We start from the raw sequence: 17,802 nt of genomic DNA on the forward strand, positions 1-17,802 counted from the left end.
GGATTCATCGATATGAACAGCCACGCCGCAGAGCAGCGCCGCCGCGCTTTGAAAATCTTCGATGCGGTAGTTGATCTTGCCGCGAGTGCACGCGACAACAAGCTGACCGAGTTGTGTGGTGATGATGCCGCGTTGCGCGCACAAGTACAGGCTCTGCTGGATGCCGATGCGGCCGCCACGGAGCCGTTTAGCGGCAACGCAGATGTGTGGGGGGGGGCACTCGGGCATGAGGAGAGTCCGCAACACGACCCCATGCTGGGCCGCAGTATCGGCGCGTGGAAAATCATTGACGTCATCGGCCGCGGCGGCATGGGCGCGGTGTATGCGGCGGAGCGCAGTGATGGTGCGTATGCGCAGCACGCGGCACTCAAGCTGATTCGCGCCAGCGCGGATTCACAAGCGGCGCGTGAGCGTTTCCTGCGTGAGCGGCAAATTCTCGCGGGTTTGCAGCACCCCAATATCGCACGGTTATTGGACGGCGGATTCAGCGCTGATGGCGAACCCTATTTCGTGATGGAACGTATCGATGGCGTGGCCATCGACCGTTGGTGCGATGCGCACACACTCGGCCTGCGGGAACGCATTGTGTTGTTTTTGCAGGTGCTCGACGCGGTGCGTTATGCACATCGAAATCTGGTCGTACACCGCGACCTCAAGCCGTCCAATTTATTGGTGGATACCGAAGGCCGGGTGAAGCTGCTCGACTTCGGCATCGCCAAGCAATTGGCCGATGTCGAAGCCACAGCGACCCTCGATCGCGCACTCACCTTTGAATACGCCAGCCCCGAACAGCTGCATGACGCGCCGATCACCACCGCCACCGACCTCTGGCAGTTGGGTGTCATCCTGCATCGCCTGCTGTCCGGCGCGCACCCGTTCGGGCTGACCCGCGACACCCCGGTGGCCAGCCAGTTGCAGCAGCTGGAGCGCGAGCCCGAGCCATTGACCCGCGCCGCCGCCCAGACAAGTGTCGAGCAAGCCGCGCTGCGCGGAGGCTTGCAGCCGGCATCGCTGGCACGCGCCTTGCGCGGCAGCCTGGCCGACATCGTGCAGGCGTGTTTGCGGCGCAACCCCGAGCAGCGCTATGCCTCCGCCGATGCACTGGCGAATGATTTGAAAGCGTGGCTGGACAACCGCCCCATCGCTGCCGTGCCGCTGTCACGTGGCCAGCGCACGCGACTGTGGTTGCGCCGCAACCGTGCGCTGGCGGCTTCGCTGGCGGCAATTACCGTGGCGCTGCTTGCTGGCAGCGGGGTGGCGCTGTGGCAGGCGCGGGAAGCACGCACGCAAGCGCAGATCGCGCAGCGTGAAAGTGACAGCGCACGCACCACGCTGGCGTTCCTCACCGATACGCTGGCCGCCGCATCACCCGATCAGGCGATGAGTACCGATGTCAGCGTCCGCCAACTACTCGACCAAGCACGCACGCAACTCGATCAGAAGCGGCTCGATCCGCAAGTAAAGCAATCGGTGCAGCGGTTACTTGGGCGGCTGTACACCTCATTGGGTGAACCGAAACTCGCGGTGAAACTGTTCGAGCAAGGGCTGCGCGGGGTGACCCCGTCCACCCGCGAAGATGCACTGCTGCTGGCCGGCGATCTGGACGATTATTCCTCCGCGCTGGGCACGCTGGAACGCGGCAAGGCATCGCTGGCAATCGCGCAACGTGCGGCCACGCTGCGTGGCAGATTCGCATCCGACGATCCCGCGCAGCAGCTCTACATCCATGACCAGCTGGGAATCGCGTACTACCGCAACGGCGACAACAAACAGGCAGAGCAGGAGTGGCTGCAAGTGCTGACGCTGGCACGCAGCATGAAGGATCCGCCGCGAGACGTGGTGATCAATAGTAGCCAGACGCTTTCCTCGATGCTGTCGTCCACCGGCGAATACAAGCGCGCCCTGCAGATCGTCGACCAAGGCATCGCCTTTGCCGATCGCAGCGGCATCCCGGCCGATCATCCGATGCGCATCAACCTGCTGCGCTCACGCGCCGAAGCCCTGCTCAAACTGGGCGATGCCAAGTCCGCCGAACCCGTGATCCGCCGAGCCATTGCCCTGCAACGCAAGACCACCGGCGACACCGGCAACCACATGGCGACGCTGCAGAACGCACTTGGCCTTGTACTCAACGATCTGGGGCGCTATCGCGAAGGCCTTCAGGCAATCGCCCAAGGCGAATCGATCGGAAGCGCGGCGACACCTGCACCGACCGAGCGTGCGATTTCGCTGATGAACCTGTCCGGCACCAACGAAAATGCCGGCGATTACGCCGCGGCGCTGGCGCTGGGCAAGCAAGCGCTGGCCCTGCTGGATGCGGCCGGTCTCTCCGCTGACGATCCGCAACGCCGCATGTTGGAGCGCAATTACGTGCGCAGCCTCGGTCTTGCCGGGCAGCAAGCCGAGGCCTTCAAGCGCATGCAGGCCCTGCGCGAACGCGCACGCACATTGGATGGCGAGGATTCGGCCGAATACGCCTTGACGACGTGGCAGTTGGTCGTGATTGCCCGACACCTGCACGACCCGGCACGTGGCCTGCCACTGCTGGCGGAAGCCCGCAAGCGCTGGTCCGCGCTGGTGCCGGACACCCATCCGGTGTTTACCCATGCGCTGCGTGCAGAAGCTGCATTTGCACGCGATCGCGGCGATCTTGCGCACGCAGAAACCTTGCAGCGCGAGGCTATCGGCAAGTTTGAAGCGGCGGGCGCACTGCCGGTCGACCTTGCCATTGCGCACGAAGAACTTGCCGGCATCCTGTTCGATCGCGATGATAAAAACGGCGCTCGCCAGTTGCTTGAACACGCGCTACCTGTATTGCGCGAAGCGTTATTGCCGCAAGAAAACAGCCGCGCCGATGCCGAGTCGCTGGCGCACAAATTAGGCATGCGCTAGCCCTTGCTTGGTGCCGCCACTTTTTTCTCGCTCACCATCGCCTTGCCGGACTTCACGCATTCTTGTTGCGCGGCTTTCCCGCCTGCGCCATCGAGCATGTCCGCGCAGCAGGACGCGATCTGTTTGTCGCTTCTGGCATGCTGGTATTTGACGCATTGTTCGGCGGCGCCCTTGCCGCCGTTGACCGAATCGGCGTGCGCCAGTGGTGACAAGGCGGCGCTTGCGACCAGAGCGCCAAGGAGGATGCCGAACGACTGTTTGCTGATCTGGATCATGGTCATGCTCCTAGTGAAGACAAGTGGGTGTCAGGGTTGTTGCGTGGATGGATTCGGCGATGCGTGTCGGCTGCCGGCACTCATGACTTGCACGCCGGAACCTGGGTCAAGGTGAAATGCTCGCCACCGCTGGAGGTGCGCGATTGTGCGCCGGCCGTGGTGGTGCCACCGCCTTCGGTGGTCATCGTGCCGGGTTTGTCCGGGCCGTCCGAAAAGCCGATGTGGTAGCGCCCGCCGGCACTCCAATGCAGGCCGGGAATGTTGGGTGTGCGCACGAATTTGTAGGTGCCGTCCACGCCACCGCTGAACTCGACGCCGAACATTCTTCCGTTCAAGACGAACTTTTCATCGATGTTGCAGACCACCTGGTCCACCGGATCGCCGCTGCCACCGACGACGTGGAATGCCCGCGATGCGGGCGTCGTGATGCCCATGCCGCCGCAGCGCGGGCGTTTGTCGTTCTCGTCCGTGCGCGGTTCGTTGGTGCATTTTTCTTCGGGTTGGGTGGCCGCAGTGCCCGTCGCTGCGGCGGCGGGTGTTGATGGGGTTGCGGGCGAAGCGGTCGGCGCTGGATTGCCCGTTTCGGGCTTGGGTGCGCAGGCGGACAGCAGCAACGTGAGAGTGCAAGCACAGCCCAGCAAACGCCAAGGGCTGCGCTTCCAACTGCGCGGATGACGGATGGTGTTCATTCGCTGCAAGCCTCGATGCGTGTCCAGGTGGAGGTGAATGTCTGCTGTTTGGCGGCGGCGCAGGCGGTCAGGCCGGCTGCCTTTCCGCAGACGGCAGAGTTGGCTTGGAAGGTTCCGGTCATGCGTTCTTCGGGGCCACTTAGGCTGTAGTTGTAGGCGGTATCCACCACGCCACCCTCACCAGAAAAATGCCACGCGGCTGCACCGCCTTTGTCGCCATTGGGCGTGAATTTCAGGGTGATCATGCCGCGCCCGATTTTTCCGCTGAACGGCTGGGTGATGTCGCAGGCGGTGAAAGATTCGCCGTTTTCCAAGGTGATGCGATAGGCGTGCGAGACGTTGGCCTGCGGGCTGCCCACGCCGCCGCAGCGCGGGCGTTTGTCATCGGGGTCGGTGCGTGGTTCGTGGGTGCAGGTTTCTTCAGGCGGGGTGACGGCAATCGCCGTGGGTGCATCCGCCGCCGTTGTGGTGGCGGGCGGCGTCTGCGCCGGTGCTGCCGCTGCAGGCTCTGGCGCGGGTTTTGAGCAGGCCACGAGCAGCAACAAGGCCAGTGGCAGATAGCGGCGCAGGGACATGGGCAGGGACATGGGCATGACGGGGTTTCCGGAAACAGGGGCACCTAGGTGTTAGCGAAAACCCGCACAGAAAGCGGCCAGGCCGCGCAACTATGGCGTGCTGCGTATCACCCCGCAGGCCACCCGTGCGCCGGCATTGCCGGCCGGTTGGCTGCTGTAGTCGTCGGCATTGGCGTGAACAATAATTGCGCGGCCAAGAATGTCGTTGCTGGCTCCGCCGCCCAAGCTGACCCCCTCCACATGCGCATCGACATGCGCCACGCCTTGCGCATCGGCGACCAAATTGTCGCTGTCTCCGGCGTGGTGCGCGCCGTGGCCGGCGCGGCCGTGCGGCTTGCCGGCGGGGTTGAAGTGGCCGCCGGCGCTGGCCGCATCCACCGCACTGCAATCGCCTTTTTCGTGGATGTGAAAGCCGTGACTGCTGCCGGGGGGCAAGCCACCGATATCGCCACGGATATGCACGCCACCGCCCATCGGTACCAGTGTCAGCCGGCCGCTGACCAGGCTGCCGGAGGCGGAGGCGAGGTTGGCGATGGCTTGCTTCGCCGTGCTGGTGTTTTGCGTGGTGGGCGCGGCGGCGGGTGGTGCGTCGGTGGGGGATGGCGCACTGGCGCAGGCGGTCAGGCCAATGGCGAGGGCGGCGGCGAAGGTGGCCTTGGGCAGGGACGACATGGGGCGCTCCGATTGCGTGGAGGACTCACTATGCCAGCGATGGCATGAAGCGGGGGTTGTAGCGCGGGGTATTGCCCCGCTGCGGAGGCTCAATGTCGCTTGCGCGAGGAACCCAGCTTGCGGGTGACGGTATTGCGCGACAGCCCCAGCAGATTGGCCGCATCGCCGCGATGTCCATTGCAGCGTTCCAGCGCCACTTCCAGCAACGTGCGGTCGAGTTGATCGCGCGCTTGCGCATGCAGATTCGGCACATCGGCGGCAAGTTCGTTGCGCGCCCACTCGGCCAGCGCCTGCGTCCATTCGACCGGCGTTGCGATGGATGCCGCCGCCGCATCCGGCAGCGCCAAGGCCAAATCGTCCACGCCGATGGTGTCGCCGGGAGCAAGCGCGGCCAGCCGCCAGCACAGGTTTTCCAGCTCCCGCACATTGCCCGGCCACGGATGTGCTTGCAGGCGCTCCAGTGCCGGCTTGGTCAGTTGCTTGGGCGGCAGTTGCAGGCGCTGGGTGGCAGTGGCCAAAAACCGCGCTGCCAGCATGGGGATGTCTTCGCGGCGCTCGCGCAGGGGCGGCAACGGCAAGCGCACCACATTGAGCCGGTGCAGCAAGTCGGCACGGAAGCGGCCAGCATCGACCAAGGCTTCCAGCGGTTGATGGGTGGCCGCAATCACGCGCACATCCACCCGGATCAACTCGCGCCCACCCACGCGGTAAAACTCGCCCTCGGCCAGCACCCGCAACAAGCGGGTTTGCAATGCCGCCGGCATGTCGCCGATTTCATCCAAAAACAAGCTGCCGCCATCGGCTTGCTCAAACCGCCCGATCTGGCGTTTGTTGGCGCCGGTGAAGGCACCGGCCTCGTGGCCGAAGAGTTCGGACTCCAGCAATTCGGACGGAATCGCTGCGGTATTCAGCGCGATAAACGGCCGCGCGGCGCGCGGTGATTCGCGATGCAGCGCGCGTGCTACCAACTCTTTGCCGGTGCCGGTTTCGCCGGTGACCAAAACCGACAGTGGCACCTGCGCCAACCGGCCAATGGCGCGAAACAACGCGCGCATCGCCGGCGCATTGCCCACCAGCAAATCAGCCTCCTGCGGCTGCGGCATGGCCACGCTGGGTGCCGGCGGGGCCTGCTGCGGCAGCGCGCGCCGCACCAGTGCCACCGCTTCATTTAGATCAAAAGGTTTGGATAAAAATTCGTGCGCGCCACCGCGAAACGCACCGGCGGTGCTGGCCACATCGGTATAGGCCGACATCACGATCACCGGCACCTGTGGATGTGCGGCTTTGAGCTGCTCCAATAATTGCAGACCGCTGTCCCCGGGCATGCGCACATCGGTGACCACCAACGCGGGCGGCGGCGTGTGGCGCAAGGCCTGCATGGCGTCGGCAGCATTGCCGTAGGCGCTGACCGCGTAGCCGGCATCGCGCAGCGCGGTGGCCAGCACAAAGCGCACTGCATGGTCATCGTCCACCACCCACAGGTGTACCGGCTCCGTCATGGTTGCGCTCCGTCATGGTTGGGCTCGGTCAGTGGCAACAACAAGGTGAACACGGTATGCCCGGGACGCGAGCGCCACGCCAACGAGCCGCGATGTTCACGCGCGATCTGCTGGGTCAGCGCCAGCCCCAAACCCGTGCCATCGGCGCGCCCACTGACCAATGGCAGCAAAATTTGCTCGGCCAGTTCTGAGGGAACGCCGTGGCCATCGTCGATGATGTCCAAGCGCAGCGCCTGCGCATGCACGGCATCAAAAATACGTGCGCCGTGGTCAATGCGGGTGCGCAGTTGCACATTGCTGGCACCGGCCTCGATGGCATTGCGCACCAAGTTCCACAGTGCCTGCATCAGGCGGTCGGCATCGCCATCAAGGTCTGGAATGGACGGGTCGTAATCGCGTTGCAAGCGGGTGGCCCAGCCGGCCTCGCTTTCGGCCAAACGCAGCACGCGCTCCAGCACGGCATGGATATTCAACGCGGCGAAAGCGCGCGGCGGTGCTGGCGATAGCAAGCGATCCACCAGCAGCACCAAACGCTCGACCTCGGCTTCGATCAAGGTGGTCAGTTCGCGGTTATCGGCATCGCCACGCCGTGCCAACAATTGTGCCGCGCCCTTGATACCGGCCAGCGGGTTACGCAATTCGTGCGCCAAGCCTTTCAGCGACGCACTCAGCGCCGATGGCAGCGACTGCGCCTGCTCATCGCCGGCAAACTCATCCACCGGATGCGCTTCCAGCCAGCAGCCACCGGCTTCGCAAGGGCTTAGCCAGAGATCGGCAAAATGCAGCTCTGCGCTACCGGGCGCGGCCAGCGCCACCCGCCGCAGCCGCAGCGGGGCGTCGTGGCCTTGGTGCAAGGCCACGCGCAAGCCATCGGCCAAAACCTGTGCATCGCGCTCCAACGCCACCGCCGGGGTGCCCAGCAAGCGTCGGCGGCTGACCCCCAACCAACGCCCCGCCGCCAAATTGGCATCCACCACCTGTCCGGCCGCATCCAGCCGCAGCAACGGGGTGGTCAGTTCGTCCAAGGTGTCGAGGGGCAGCGTGGCGGTCATTGCACTAATTTAGTGCAAACACGGGCCGCGTGTTCAACCCAAGGTTTCAGGGCTTCATCGCCATCCGCTGTTGCGCCAAGGCGTACAGGATGCGCAAATCCTCCGCATCGAAGGCGGCCTGCGGGTCTTCGCCATCGTCGTGGCCACGGTAGTGGCGGTGAAAGGCGCGCACGGCGGCGGCGCGGTCACCCAGTGGGTAGCCAACCGCCGCCATCGCTAGCCACGGGTCAAAGCCGGCTGGTGGCTCAACCAATGCACCTTGCGGCCACAAGCCGTAGCCTGCGGCGGCCAACTGCTGCCACGGGAACAGCGCGCCGGGGTCACGCTTGCGGGTGGGGGCCAAATCGGCGTGGCCGATGACTTGGGTTTTGGGGATGCCCAGGCGCGTGGTGAGGTCGTCTAGCAGACGCAGCAGCGCGCTGATCTGCGCCTCGGTGTAGGGCCTGCCGACGGCGTTGTCGATCTCGATCCCAATCGAAGCCGAATTCACATCGGTAATGGTGCCCCAGCGGCCACCGCCGGCATGCCAGGCACGCGCGGCATCGGCGACCAACTGATAGATGCGGCCATCGGCACCAATCAAATAATGCGCGCTGACCGGGCCCTTGCTGTTGGCGGTGCGCAAGGTGTCCAGACTTTGCTGTGCGCTGGTCTGTTCAGTGGCATGCAACACGATGAGCACCGGTCGCCGCACATCCACATTGGACGAAGGCACCCATTGCGCCAATGGATTGTGCACGGGCGCAGGCGCATGCGCGCAGGCGGCAAGCAGCGCACTGAGCAACACGAGTGGCGGGGCGCGTAGGCGAGGCAGCATGCTGCGATATTAGTGACGTTTGGGGCTGTGGTTCAATGCCTTGGCATTGTTCCGTTACCTGCGAATGCGTTTTACTATTGTTCAGGGCAAGACCAAACCTTCGGCCAATAGCTCGCTGCATCATCACGCCTCCCTTGCTAGCCAATGTCAGGAAGACCAAGTGCATGTCCATCGAGGCCACGGGTAATCGCATACACGCTCTTCCAGGCGCTCTACTGGCGCTCCAACAACAGCGGTTGCGGCAAATTTTGTGGGTGCTGCTAGCGGCATTTCTTGCAGTCACACTGATCAATTTGGCGTATGCCCGATATATCAACGCTAGCTTGGATCTTGGCAACATCGCATTGTTGCTATTGGCCTATTGGTGGAACCAACACGGGCGGTTGCTGCGCGCTGCGTGGTTAATGATCGTTGGCCTGTTGCTGGGCCTGACCGCGCTGATGATGGGAAGTGGCCAAGGGATGTTTGATGAGGCCGCAATGGCTTACCCAACCTTGTTGGTCTTTGCAGGTTTATTTGGCTCCAAGCGCCTGCTGCAAGTCTTGTCGGTATTGATGGTGGTCAGTTTTTTGCTGTTGTTCGCGCTGGATCGCAACGGGATCTTGCTGTCGGTTCCGCTGCCGATGAGTGGCGTGCGGGTGTTCAACTTTTCATTGATCATTGTCGTCAGCGGTTTTTTGGTGTGGTTGATGGTGAGCGACTTACGCCGCGTGATGGTGCATCTAGAAAATGAAAAGCAGGCCTTGCAAGCCTCGCACGCACAAATCGAATATTTGGCCTTGCGCGACAGTCTGACCGGCCTACCGAATCGGGTCTCCGCCAAGGCACATTTGGGTACCGTGCTGAAGTCCGCACACGGCAGCGATCGCCACGTTGCTGTGTTGCTATTGGACTTGGACAATTTCAAGACCATCAACGATTCCCTTGGCCATGTTGCAGGTGATGCTTTGCTGTGCCAAGTCGCCGATGCGCTGGGTCTGTGTGTGGGCAAATCCGGTGTGGTGGCACGCGCATCGGGGGATGAATTTTTCATCCTGCTCGATGATCTGCAAGATGAGGCGGCAGTTACCAATGTAGTAACCCAGCTGTTCCGCACACTGGAGCAGCCCTTCACTCTGAATGGCTTGGATGTGTGGGTGACTGCATCCATCGGCATCGCGATGGCACCTCAAGATGGCAACGAGGCAAGTACGCTTTTGAAACATGCGGACCTAGCCATGTACCGCGCCAAGGAATCGGGCCGCAACACCTTTCTGCGCTTTGATGCCAGCATGAGCAAGGGCGCACAGGAGCACTTGCGGATTGCTTCGCATCTACGCCATGCGATGACCCTTGGGCAGCTGCAATTGCACTATCAGCCGCAATTTGAATTACTCAGTGGCCGCATCGTCGGTGCCGAAGCTTTGCTGCGTTGGCAACACCCAGAATGGGGCATGCTGCCGCCGGCACAATTCATCCCCATCGCCGAGCGCAGCGGGTTGATCCATGCACTGGGCGAGTATGTACTGCGTCAAGCCTGCAAGGACGCCCGCAGGTGGCGCGATCTGGGTCTATTGGATATCAACGTGGCGGTCAATGTTTCACCGCTGCAGTTTCAACGTGGCGACATTGAAGCCGTCATTACCAGCGCATTGGCAGATGCAATGCTGCCCGCCAGCACGCTGGAGCTGGAGCTGACTGAATCATCACTCCTCGCCGATGCCCATCACTTGAGCAACATCCTGCAACGCCTGCGTGGTACTGGCATCCATATCACCATCGATGATTTTGGTACTGGCTATTCCAACCTTGGCTATTTGCGTCGGTTCGCGGTGCACCACCTGAAAGTGGATCAATCCTTTGTGCGCCGGATGTGCTCGAGCACCCACGATGAGGGGCTGGTGCGCGCGATCATCGAAATGGCGCACCGTCTGGATCTGCAAGTCGTGGCCGAAGGCGTAGAAGATGCCGCCACCTTGGCGCGGCTGACAGCCTTTGGCTGCGAATTTGGGCAGGGCTTTCATTGGTCACCGGCGTTGCCAATGGCGGACTTCGTGGCATTTGTCCGTGCCCAACGACCGCTGCCCCTGCCGCGAGATTGACGCGGCAGGGACGTCGGTTCAATGGGTATAGGCACTTTCGCCGTGGGTGGCGATATCCAAGCCTTCGCGCTCGGCATCGGCATCCACGCGCAAACCCACGGTGTATTTCACAACACCAAACGCCAGCAGTGACACCGTCCCGGAGAGCAGCACCGTCAATAGCACGCCCTGCAGCTGGATCCACAACTGCGCTAAGATGCCGTACTCAGGCTGCGCGGTTTGGCTGACGTAATCCCAGATGCCGGTGCCGCCCAGCGCCGGCGCGGCAAACACGCCGGTCAGCAGCGCACCGGCAATCCCACCCACGCCATGCACGCCAAACACGTCCAGGCTGTCATCCGCCCGCAGCCAGCGTTTCAGCCCGCCCACGCCCCATAAACACAGCGCGCCGGTGATTGCGCCGATAGCCAGCGCCCCCATCAGGCCCACCAGACCTGCAGCAGGCGTGATCGCCACCAAGCCCGCTACCGCGCCGGAGGCCGCGCCCAGCAGCGAGGGCTTGCCCTTGTGCAGCCATTCCAATGCCGTCCATGCCACTACCGCAGCGGCAGTGGCAAGGAAGGTGTTGACGAAGGCCAGCGCGGCGGTGCCATTGGCTTCCAGCGCAGAGCCGGCATTGAAGCCAAACCAGCCCACCCACAGGATCGACGCGCCGACCATGGTCTGGGTGAGGTTGTGCGGCTTCAACGCTTCACGCCCATAGCCAATGCGCTTGCCGACCATGAATGCGCCCACCAAACCGGCCACTGCGGCATTGATATGCACCACCGTGCCGCCGGCAAAATCCAACGCGCCCCTCGCCCACAGATACCCCGCCTTCGCCGTCGCCGTCGCCGCCATCGCGTTGGATGTGAACGCATCCGGGCCCGGGAAAAACCAGACCATGTGCGCCATTGGCAGATAGGCAAAGGTGAACCACAGCACGGTGAACAGCAGCACGCCGGAAAACTTCACGCGCTCGGCAAACGCGCCCACTACCAGCGCACACGCGATGCAGGCAAATGCGCCTTGAAACACAAAGAACGCCAGTTCCGGGATATACACGCCTTTGCTGAAGGTGGCAGCCAATGCATTGGCATCCAGCCCGTGTGCGAGTACCCGGTCCAGCCCGCCGATGAACGCATTGCCTTCGGTAAACGCCAGGCTGTAGCCATACAGCGCCCACAAAATGGCGACTACCGCAAACACCGCCAACGTTTGCATCAGGATTGAAAGCACATTTTTGCTGCGCACCAGGCCACCATAAAACAAGGCCAGTCCGGGCAATGTCATGAAGATCACCAGTGCGGCACTGAGTAGCACCCAAGCGGTGTCAGGCTTGCTGATGGTAGGTGCCGGCATTAATGGCTGTGCAGACAACCCCCCGCAGGTCGCCAACAAGATGAGTGAAGCACACCACATCGCGCCCCGGATGCGCGAGGCGTTGTGGGTCAGGTGCATGCTGTCCTTGCAAAAATTAGAGTGCATCACTGCCGATCTCCCCAGTACGAATACGAATGGCTTGGTCGAGACCGACGACAAAAATTTTGCCGTCGCCCACTTTTCCGGTAGCTGCAGCGTTAACGATGGCGTCGATCGCCACATCAAAACTGTCTTGCGTGACTGCGCACTCGATTTTCAATTTGGGTAAAAAATCAACTTGATACTCCGCGCCGCGATACAACTCGGTATGCCCTTTTTGACGGCCAAACCCTTTGACCTCGGTGACCGTGATGCCAGACACCCCTACTTCGGTCAGGGCTTCGCGCACGTCATCCAACTTGAACGGGCGAATGATGGCGGTGATCAATTTCATCGCGTATGACCTCCTTCAAAAGGTTTTATTTAGGGTCAGCACCAAGGTGTCCTTGGCGAGCCTGTTGCCCCACGGATTGGTGTACAGCGCGTCATTGGCGTTGCTGCCGGTATAGGCCAGCGCCACGGAAACACCCTGCGAAAAATTGCGGGTGATGCCCAGCTTCCAATCGCGATAGGCGAAGGCGGCGTTGTGTGAAATCCACTGTTTGCCGGCATGCGCGGCAAGGCTCCAGTGGTCGTCAACGGCGAAGGTGGCGCTGAGGTCGAGATAGCCGCTGCCATTGGAGTCGGCATAGCCAAACAGATCGGTCGTGGCCAGCGAATACTTCGCGCCCAAGCTGACACGCTTGCTGGCGGCAAGCGTCACGCCGGCATACAACTCCAGCGTATCGGCGCGATTGAAGCCGGACGGGAAGTGGCCGGGATAGGCGTAGTACTGCACGCCCACATCCACGCTCACGGCGGGGCTTGGCGTGCCGCGCCAGCCGGCATAGGCATCCAGCTCAAGACTGCTGGAGATGGGTGCGGCGCTGCTGGAGGTATCTGCCAGCCAACTGATGTTGCTGCCCCATGCCCCCGCATACAGGCCATTGTCTGCGGCATGTTCGAAACCCGCTTGCAAGGCGGGGTGTTGATTGTTTTGCGAGATGCCGCGAAAGACATAGTCGCTAGTCAGCGACAGGTTGCCACTGTTGCCTGCTTGCGCATGGCCGATGGCAGACAAGGTGCACAAGGCCAACAAGGTGCACGCGTGCGTGCGGCTGCGTGTGCACTGCAAGGAGGCCACGCGATGAAACGGTGTTGCAAGGTCGTGAGACGACATGACGCAGGCTCCTCATAAGCGGTAGCCCTCCCCGGTCCGTGTTGCGTACTCGTGCAATGCAGAATCGTGTGGGTTCTGCCTGCGGCGATCGTTCGATCGCATGTGCCTCCTGTTGTTGCCGCGCAGATCCGCTGCGCGCAGCCCGCCTCGCCCCCTGCCCATGCAGACAACGGCGCGGAAGGCGTGCACCCGTCAGTGCACGCTTCCGGCCGCTCCAATCCTCGCCGGGGAGGGAGCGAAGCGAGGATCAGCCTGCTTCGCTCACCCTTGCGTGGGCAATCAGAGCGTGTAGTACATCTGGTATTCCAACGGGTGCGTGGCACCACGGAACGCGGTCACTTCCTTCATCTTCAAACCGATGTAGGCGTCGATGAAATCATCGGTGAACACCCCGCCCGCTTTCAGGAATTCGCGGTCTTTATCGAGCGCTTCCAGCGCCTGATCCAGCGAGTGGCAAACCGTGGGGTAGTTCTTCTCTTCTTCCGGCGGCAAGTCGTACAGATCCTTGTCCGACGGCGCGCCCGGGTCGATCTGGTGTTTGATGCCGTCCAAGCCGGCCATCATCAGCGCCGCAAAGATCAAATAGCCGCTGTTCATCGGGTCGGGGAAACGCATTTCGATGCGGCGCGCCTTCGGGTTGGCCACATACGGAATACGGCAGCTGGCCGAACGGTTGCTGGCCGAATACGCCAGCATCACCGGGGCCTCATACCCCGGCACCAGACGCTTGTACGAATTGGTGCTGGAGTTGGCAAACGCATTGATCGCTCGCGCGTGCTTGAAGATGCCGCCGATGTACCACAGCGCCATCTGCGACAGCCCACCATAACCATCACCACTGAACAAATTGACGCCACCCTTGGCCAGCGACATATGCACATGCATACCGCTGCCGTTGTCGCCCACGATCGGCTTGGGCATAAAGGTCACGGTCTTGCCACTGCGGTGCGCCACGTTCTTGATGATGTATTTCATCGTCATCAAATCATCGGCTTTTTTGGTCATGGTGTTGAACTTGGTGCCAATCTCGCACTGCCCGGCATTGGCCACTTCGTGGTGATGCACTTCTACTTCGATGCCGACTTTTTCCAGCGTCTTGCACATCTCGGCACGCAGGTCGTGCAACGAATCCAACGGTGCCACCGGGAAGTAACCGCCCTTCACCATCGGCCGATAACCGCTGTTGCCGCCGGCGTAATCGCGGCCGGAATTCCAATGCGCTTCTTCCGAATCCACCTGGAAAAAAGTGTGACCCATTTCATTGGCGAAGCGCACCGAATCGAAGATGAAAAACTCCGGCTCGGGGCCAAAAAACGCCTGCTCGGCCATGCCGCTGGCCTTCAAATACGCCTCGGCGCGCTTGGCCACACCGCGCGGGTCGCGGGTGTAAGCCTGCATGGTGGCCGGATCCAAAATGTCGCAAATCAGCACCAAGGTCGGGTCAGCGGTGAACGGATCAACAAACGCGGTGGCTGGGTCCGGCAGCAGCACCATGTCCGAGTTTTGAATGCCGCGCCAGCCGCCAATCGAGCTGCCGTCGAACATCTTGCCGTCTTCAAATAGCGACGCATCGACGATGGATTTGGGGAAGGTCACATGGTGCTGCACGCCGCGCATGTCGGCAAAGCGCAAATCGACGAATTCGATCTTGTGGTCCTTGATGAGTTTTTCGATCAGTTCCAGCGACATGGGGCAACTCCAAAGAATGGGCGGAAAGGGTGGTGTGGATAAATTTGATATAGCAATTGCCGTGCCAACTCGTAACATATTGATACTAAAGAAGTAGACCCATCTGCGGACAACCAACATGCACTCTTTTAGTGCAATCATTTCTCAGATTTCACTAACTTGATGAATTTGATTTCGCGCTATGCTGCGCCACCCCTCCGCGCCCAACCCCCATGAACGATCTGCTGGCCGCCCTACTGCTGGGCATCATCGAAGGTATTTCCGAATTTCTGCCCATTTCCAGCACCGGCCACCTACTGATTGCCGAGCACTGGCTGGGGGCGCGCAGCGATCTGTTCAATGTCGCCATCCAAGCCGGCGCAATCCTGGCGGTGCTGCTGATTTACCGGAAGCGACTGTGGGGCATGCTGCTGGCCTTCACTGGCCGCGATGCGCCCGCCGAATTCGACCCCTTGGGGATCACCGCAACCCCCGCACAGTCACGCGATTACGCAATCAAACTAAGTGCCGCCTTTTTGGTGACCGCAGTGCTGGGCTTGCTGGTCAAAAAATTAGGCTGGCAATTACCCGACTCCGTCACCCCCATCGCCTGGGCGCTGGTCTTAGGCGCGCTATGGATGTTGGGGGCCGAGTGGCTGGCCGGGCGGCGCGCGGCGCAACTGGGTGAGCGCACTGCCATCACCTGGCGGGTGGCGCTTTTGGTGGGTGTGGCGCAAGTGGTGGCTGGGGTGTTTCCCGGCACTTCGCGCAGCGCCGCCACCATCTTTATCGCCCTGCTGGCGGGGACGACCAGCCGCGCGGCAGCTACCGAATTTGCGTTCTTGGTCGGCATTCCCACCATGTTCGCTGCCACCGGCTACGAGCTCTTGTCGATGTACAAACAAGGCGCGCTGGGTGGCGAAGACTGGAGCGCACTGGTGCTGGCTTGTGTGGCATCGGCCATCACTGCGTTTGTAGCGGTAAAGTGGTTACTGCACTACATCCAAAGCCATCGCTTCACCGCATTTGCGGTGTATCGCTTGGTGCTGGGTATCGCCTTACTGATTTGGTTGCCCAGCGGCGGCTAAGCCCATCACCACCACCGGCATGTTCTCCATCCGGATCGTCTTTTCATCATCGCGACATCGTATCGAGGTCTCCGCATGAAACACCTGCTCCTGCTTGCACTTCCATTGGCCTTAGCAGGCTGCCCCAGCCCGCATTCGGCACCCAACACAACCGCCAAAGCGGATGCCAGCAATCGCGCGGCACCGGCAGCAACACCTGCCGCGCCCGCCGGTAGCGCCAGCCCGGCGCTGAAACCGATGGACCCCAATACCCACTACGCATTCCATGCGGCCGGCCCCATCCAGGCCGTCAATGTGTTGCCCAAGCAGCACTGGGCTTTGACCACGGCCACTGACGCCAAGGGGCAGCGCATCGACGCGCTGTTTGCGCGCGCCGACAAACCACTGACACTGAACTTCACCGCCAGCACACTGTCGGTGGACAACGCCTGCAATGTGCTCAACACCAGCTTCAAACTCACCGGCTCTACCATCGTGACCACGGATTTCGCCTCCACCATGAAGGCCTGCGCCGAACCCAAGCTGGCCGGCCTGGATCAAGCCGCCAGCAAGCGCCTGACCGGTGAACTGGGGCTACGCATGGCCGATGGCGGCAGTCCGATGCTGGAGCTGACCAACAAGGCCGGTGACGTATTGGTGTTTGCTGGCAACCAGACCGCCGAAACCAAATACGGCGGCCCAGGCGAGCGCGTGTTCTTGGAAATTTCGCCCGACGCCAAGCCTTGCGCCAACGACAAAACCACCTTGTGCGCGCAAATGCGTGAGATCCACTATGACGACAAGGGCCTGAAAATGGGCACCCCCGGTGCGTATGTCGAAACCAGCACCCCCATCGAAGGTTTCGCGGTACGTCCCGGCGTGCGCAGCGTGCTGCGGGTCAACCGCTTCCCGCTGAAAACCCCGGCCAAGGATGGTTCCAAGTTTGCGTATGTGCTGGACATGGTCGTGGAAGTGGAAGTGGTGAAGCCCACCACACCGGCACCTGCGCCGGAAGCGGCAAAGCCAAAGCCATAACGCCACCGCACACAAGCCCGCCGCGTCGCAGGCTTGTGTGACTGTTTACGAAGCGACAAACAAGAAACCCGCCTTTCGGCGGGTTTCTTGTTTGAAGTGCCAGACCCCGACAAGAGCACTCGGGGATGACGTACTGACAAAGGCGAGCGCTGCGCGCTCGCGTCAGTGCGTCACTTGATCTTGCCTTCTTTGTACATCACGTGCTTGCGAACAACGGGGTCGTACTTGCTGACTTCCATCTTGTTCGGGGTGTTCTTCTTGTTCTTGTCGGTGGTGTAGAAATGACCGGTGCCGGCCGACGAGATCAGACGGATTTTATCGCGCTTGGTAGCCATGATTCAGTTCTCCTCAGACCTTCTCGCCCTGCTTGCGCAGGTCGGCGAGGACGGCATCGATACCGTTCTTGTCGATGGTGCGCAGCGCGGCATTGGAAATACGGAGCTTGACCCAACGGTTTTCCGACGCGACCCAGAAGCGGCGCTCATGCAGGTTGGGCTGGAAGCGGCGACGGGTCTTGCGATTGGAGTGCGAGACGTTATTACCGGTCGTCGTGCGCTTGCCGGTCACTTGGCAGACTTTTGACACTGTGCACCTCGATAGTGTGTGGTTGTCGCCCGTAGCCCGGGAGACGGCGGCCCCGCTGACAGCAACGGGAACACGCTGCAAGGCGCAGCGAGCCGCGTATTATGCGGGAAATTTCCTTGCCGCGCAAACACTTGCTCCACAACATGCATCTGCCGATGCACCCATCCATCGCCCGGCAATGCCTTGTCTGGGCGGCAACAGTCATCACCGTCAGGTCATTTGGGCCCACCAGGACTCGAACCTGGAACCAAAGGATTATGAGTCCTCTGCTCTAA

The 17,802-nt window shown here is 61.7% G+C and carries 17 protein-coding genes; 4 read left to right on the plus strand and 13 right to left on the minus strand.

Features of this window, described 5'->3' with window-relative positions; genetic code table 11:
* Positions 1-12 precede the first annotated feature (12 nt).
* Positions 13-2,892, plus strand: coding sequence for a protein kinase domain-containing protein (locus tag PK789_RS06885; protein ID WP_324307963.1), 2,880 nt, complete (start codon positions 13-15; stop codon positions 2,890-2,892).
* Here the strand turns inward: PK789_RS06885 and PK789_RS06890 are convergent.
* The 7 genes from PK789_RS06890 to PK789_RS06920 all read right to left on the minus strand — a co-directional run bounded on the left by PK789_RS06890 (position 2,889) and on the right by PK789_RS06920 (position 8,471).
* Positions 2,889-3,167, minus strand: coding sequence for a hypothetical protein (locus tag PK789_RS06890; RefSeq protein ID WP_324307964.1), 279 nt, complete (start codon positions 3,165-3,167; stop codon positions 2,889-2,891). The two genes, PK789_RS06885 and PK789_RS06890, sit on opposite strands and share 4 nt — an antisense overlap.
* A gap of 80 nt (positions 3,168-3,247) precedes the next feature.
* A complete protein-coding gene (locus PK789_RS06895) occupies positions 3,248-3,856 on the minus strand; it encodes a hypothetical protein (protein WP_324307965.1) in 609 nt (202 codons plus the stop codon).
* The gene (locus PK789_RS06900) at positions 3,853-4,449 is read right to left on the minus strand and encodes a hypothetical protein (RefSeq protein ID WP_324307967.1); all 597 of its coding nucleotides are present in this window, start codon (positions 4,447-4,449) and stop codon (positions 3,853-3,855) included. Before PK789_RS06900 ends, PK789_RS06895 begins: the two co-directional genes overlap by 4 nt.
* A 72-nt stretch (positions 4,450-4,521) precedes the next feature.
* Positions 4,522-5,103 (minus strand): superoxide dismutase family protein, encoded by a 582-nt coding sequence (locus tag PK789_RS06905; RefSeq protein WP_324307968.1) that lies wholly within the window; start codon positions 5,101-5,103, stop codon positions 4,522-4,524.
* 89 nt (positions 5,104-5,192) lie between these two features.
* A complete protein-coding gene (ntrC, locus tag PK789_RS06910) occupies positions 5,193-6,602 on the minus strand; it encodes a nitrogen regulation protein NR(I) (protein WP_324307969.1) in 1,410 nt (469 codons plus the stop codon).
* Positions 6,599-7,654, minus strand: coding sequence for a two-component system sensor histidine kinase NtrB (locus PK789_RS06915; RefSeq protein WP_324307971.1), 1,056 nt, complete (start codon positions 7,652-7,654; stop codon positions 6,599-6,601). Before PK789_RS06915 ends, ntrC begins: the two co-directional genes overlap by 4 nt.
* Positions 7,655-7,700: 46 nt before the next feature.
* On the minus strand, positions 7,701-8,471 hold the full coding sequence (locus PK789_RS06920) for an N-acetylmuramoyl-L-alanine amidase (RefSeq protein ID WP_324307973.1): 771 nt from the start codon (positions 8,469-8,471) through the stop codon (positions 7,701-7,703).
* A 164-nt stretch (positions 8,472-8,635) separates the two neighbouring features.
* Between PK789_RS06920 and PK789_RS06925 the strand changes: the two genes are divergently transcribed.
* Positions 8,636-10,552 (plus strand): putative bifunctional diguanylate cyclase/phosphodiesterase, encoded by a 1,917-nt coding sequence (locus PK789_RS06925; protein WP_324307975.1) that lies wholly within the window; start codon positions 8,636-8,638, stop codon positions 10,550-10,552.
* 18 nt (positions 10,553-10,570) lie between these two features.
* Here the strand turns inward: PK789_RS06925 and PK789_RS06930 are convergent, their stop codons facing one another.
* The 4 genes from PK789_RS06930 to glnA form a co-directional block, all read right to left on the minus strand.
* Complete coding sequence (locus tag PK789_RS06930) at positions 10,571-11,893, minus strand: ammonium transporter (protein WP_503011917.1); 1,323 nt, start codon at positions 11,891-11,893, stop codon at positions 10,571-10,573.
* Positions 11,894-12,008: 115 nt separating this feature from the next.
* Positions 12,009-12,347 (minus strand): P-II family nitrogen regulator, encoded by a 339-nt coding sequence (locus tag PK789_RS06935; RefSeq protein WP_324307978.1) that lies wholly within the window; start codon positions 12,345-12,347, stop codon positions 12,009-12,011.
* Between the two features lie 15 nt (positions 12,348-12,362).
* A complete protein-coding gene (locus PK789_RS06940; RefSeq protein ID WP_324307979.1) occupies positions 12,363-13,172 on the minus strand; it encodes a TorF family putative porin in 810 nt (269 codons plus the stop codon).
* Between the two features lie 279 nt (positions 13,173-13,451).
* Complete coding sequence (glnA, locus tag PK789_RS06945; RefSeq protein WP_324307981.1) at positions 13,452-14,861, minus strand: type I glutamate--ammonia ligase; 1,410 nt, start codon at positions 14,859-14,861, stop codon at positions 13,452-13,454.
* A gap of 212 nt (positions 14,862-15,073) precedes the next feature.
* Here glnA and PK789_RS06950 point away from each other — a divergent pair, with 212 nt between their 5' ends.
* The gene (locus PK789_RS06950; protein WP_324307983.1) at positions 15,074-15,928 is read left to right on the plus strand and encodes an undecaprenyl-diphosphate phosphatase; all 855 of its coding nucleotides are present in this window, start codon (positions 15,074-15,076) and stop codon (positions 15,926-15,928) included.
* 75 nt (positions 15,929-16,003) lie between these two features.
* The gene (locus PK789_RS06955; protein WP_324307984.1) at positions 16,004-16,942 is read left to right on the plus strand and encodes an META domain-containing protein; all 939 of its coding nucleotides are present in this window, start codon (positions 16,004-16,006) and stop codon (positions 16,940-16,942) included.
* A 170-nt stretch (positions 16,943-17,112) separates the two neighbouring features.
* On the opposite strand, the gene rpmG is transcribed toward PK789_RS06955, so the two are convergent.
* Entirely contained in the window at positions 17,113-17,280 is a 168-nt protein-coding gene (gene rpmG / locus PK789_RS06960; RefSeq protein ID WP_171033465.1) for a 50S ribosomal protein L33, read from the minus strand.
* Between the two features lie 10 nt (positions 17,281-17,290).
* Positions 17,291-17,527 carry a 50S ribosomal protein L28 gene (rpmB, locus tag PK789_RS06965; RefSeq protein ID WP_324307985.1) on the minus strand — a complete coding sequence of 79 codons (237 nt, stop codon included), beginning with the start codon at positions 17,525-17,527 and terminating at the stop codon, positions 17,291-17,293.
* Between the last annotated feature and the right edge of the window lie 275 nt (positions 17,528-17,802).

Origin of the sequence: Thermomonas sp. (assembly GCF_035369645.1) — a bacterium.
GTDB lineage: Bacteria > Pseudomonadota > Gammaproteobacteria > Xanthomonadales > Xanthomonadaceae > Thermomonas.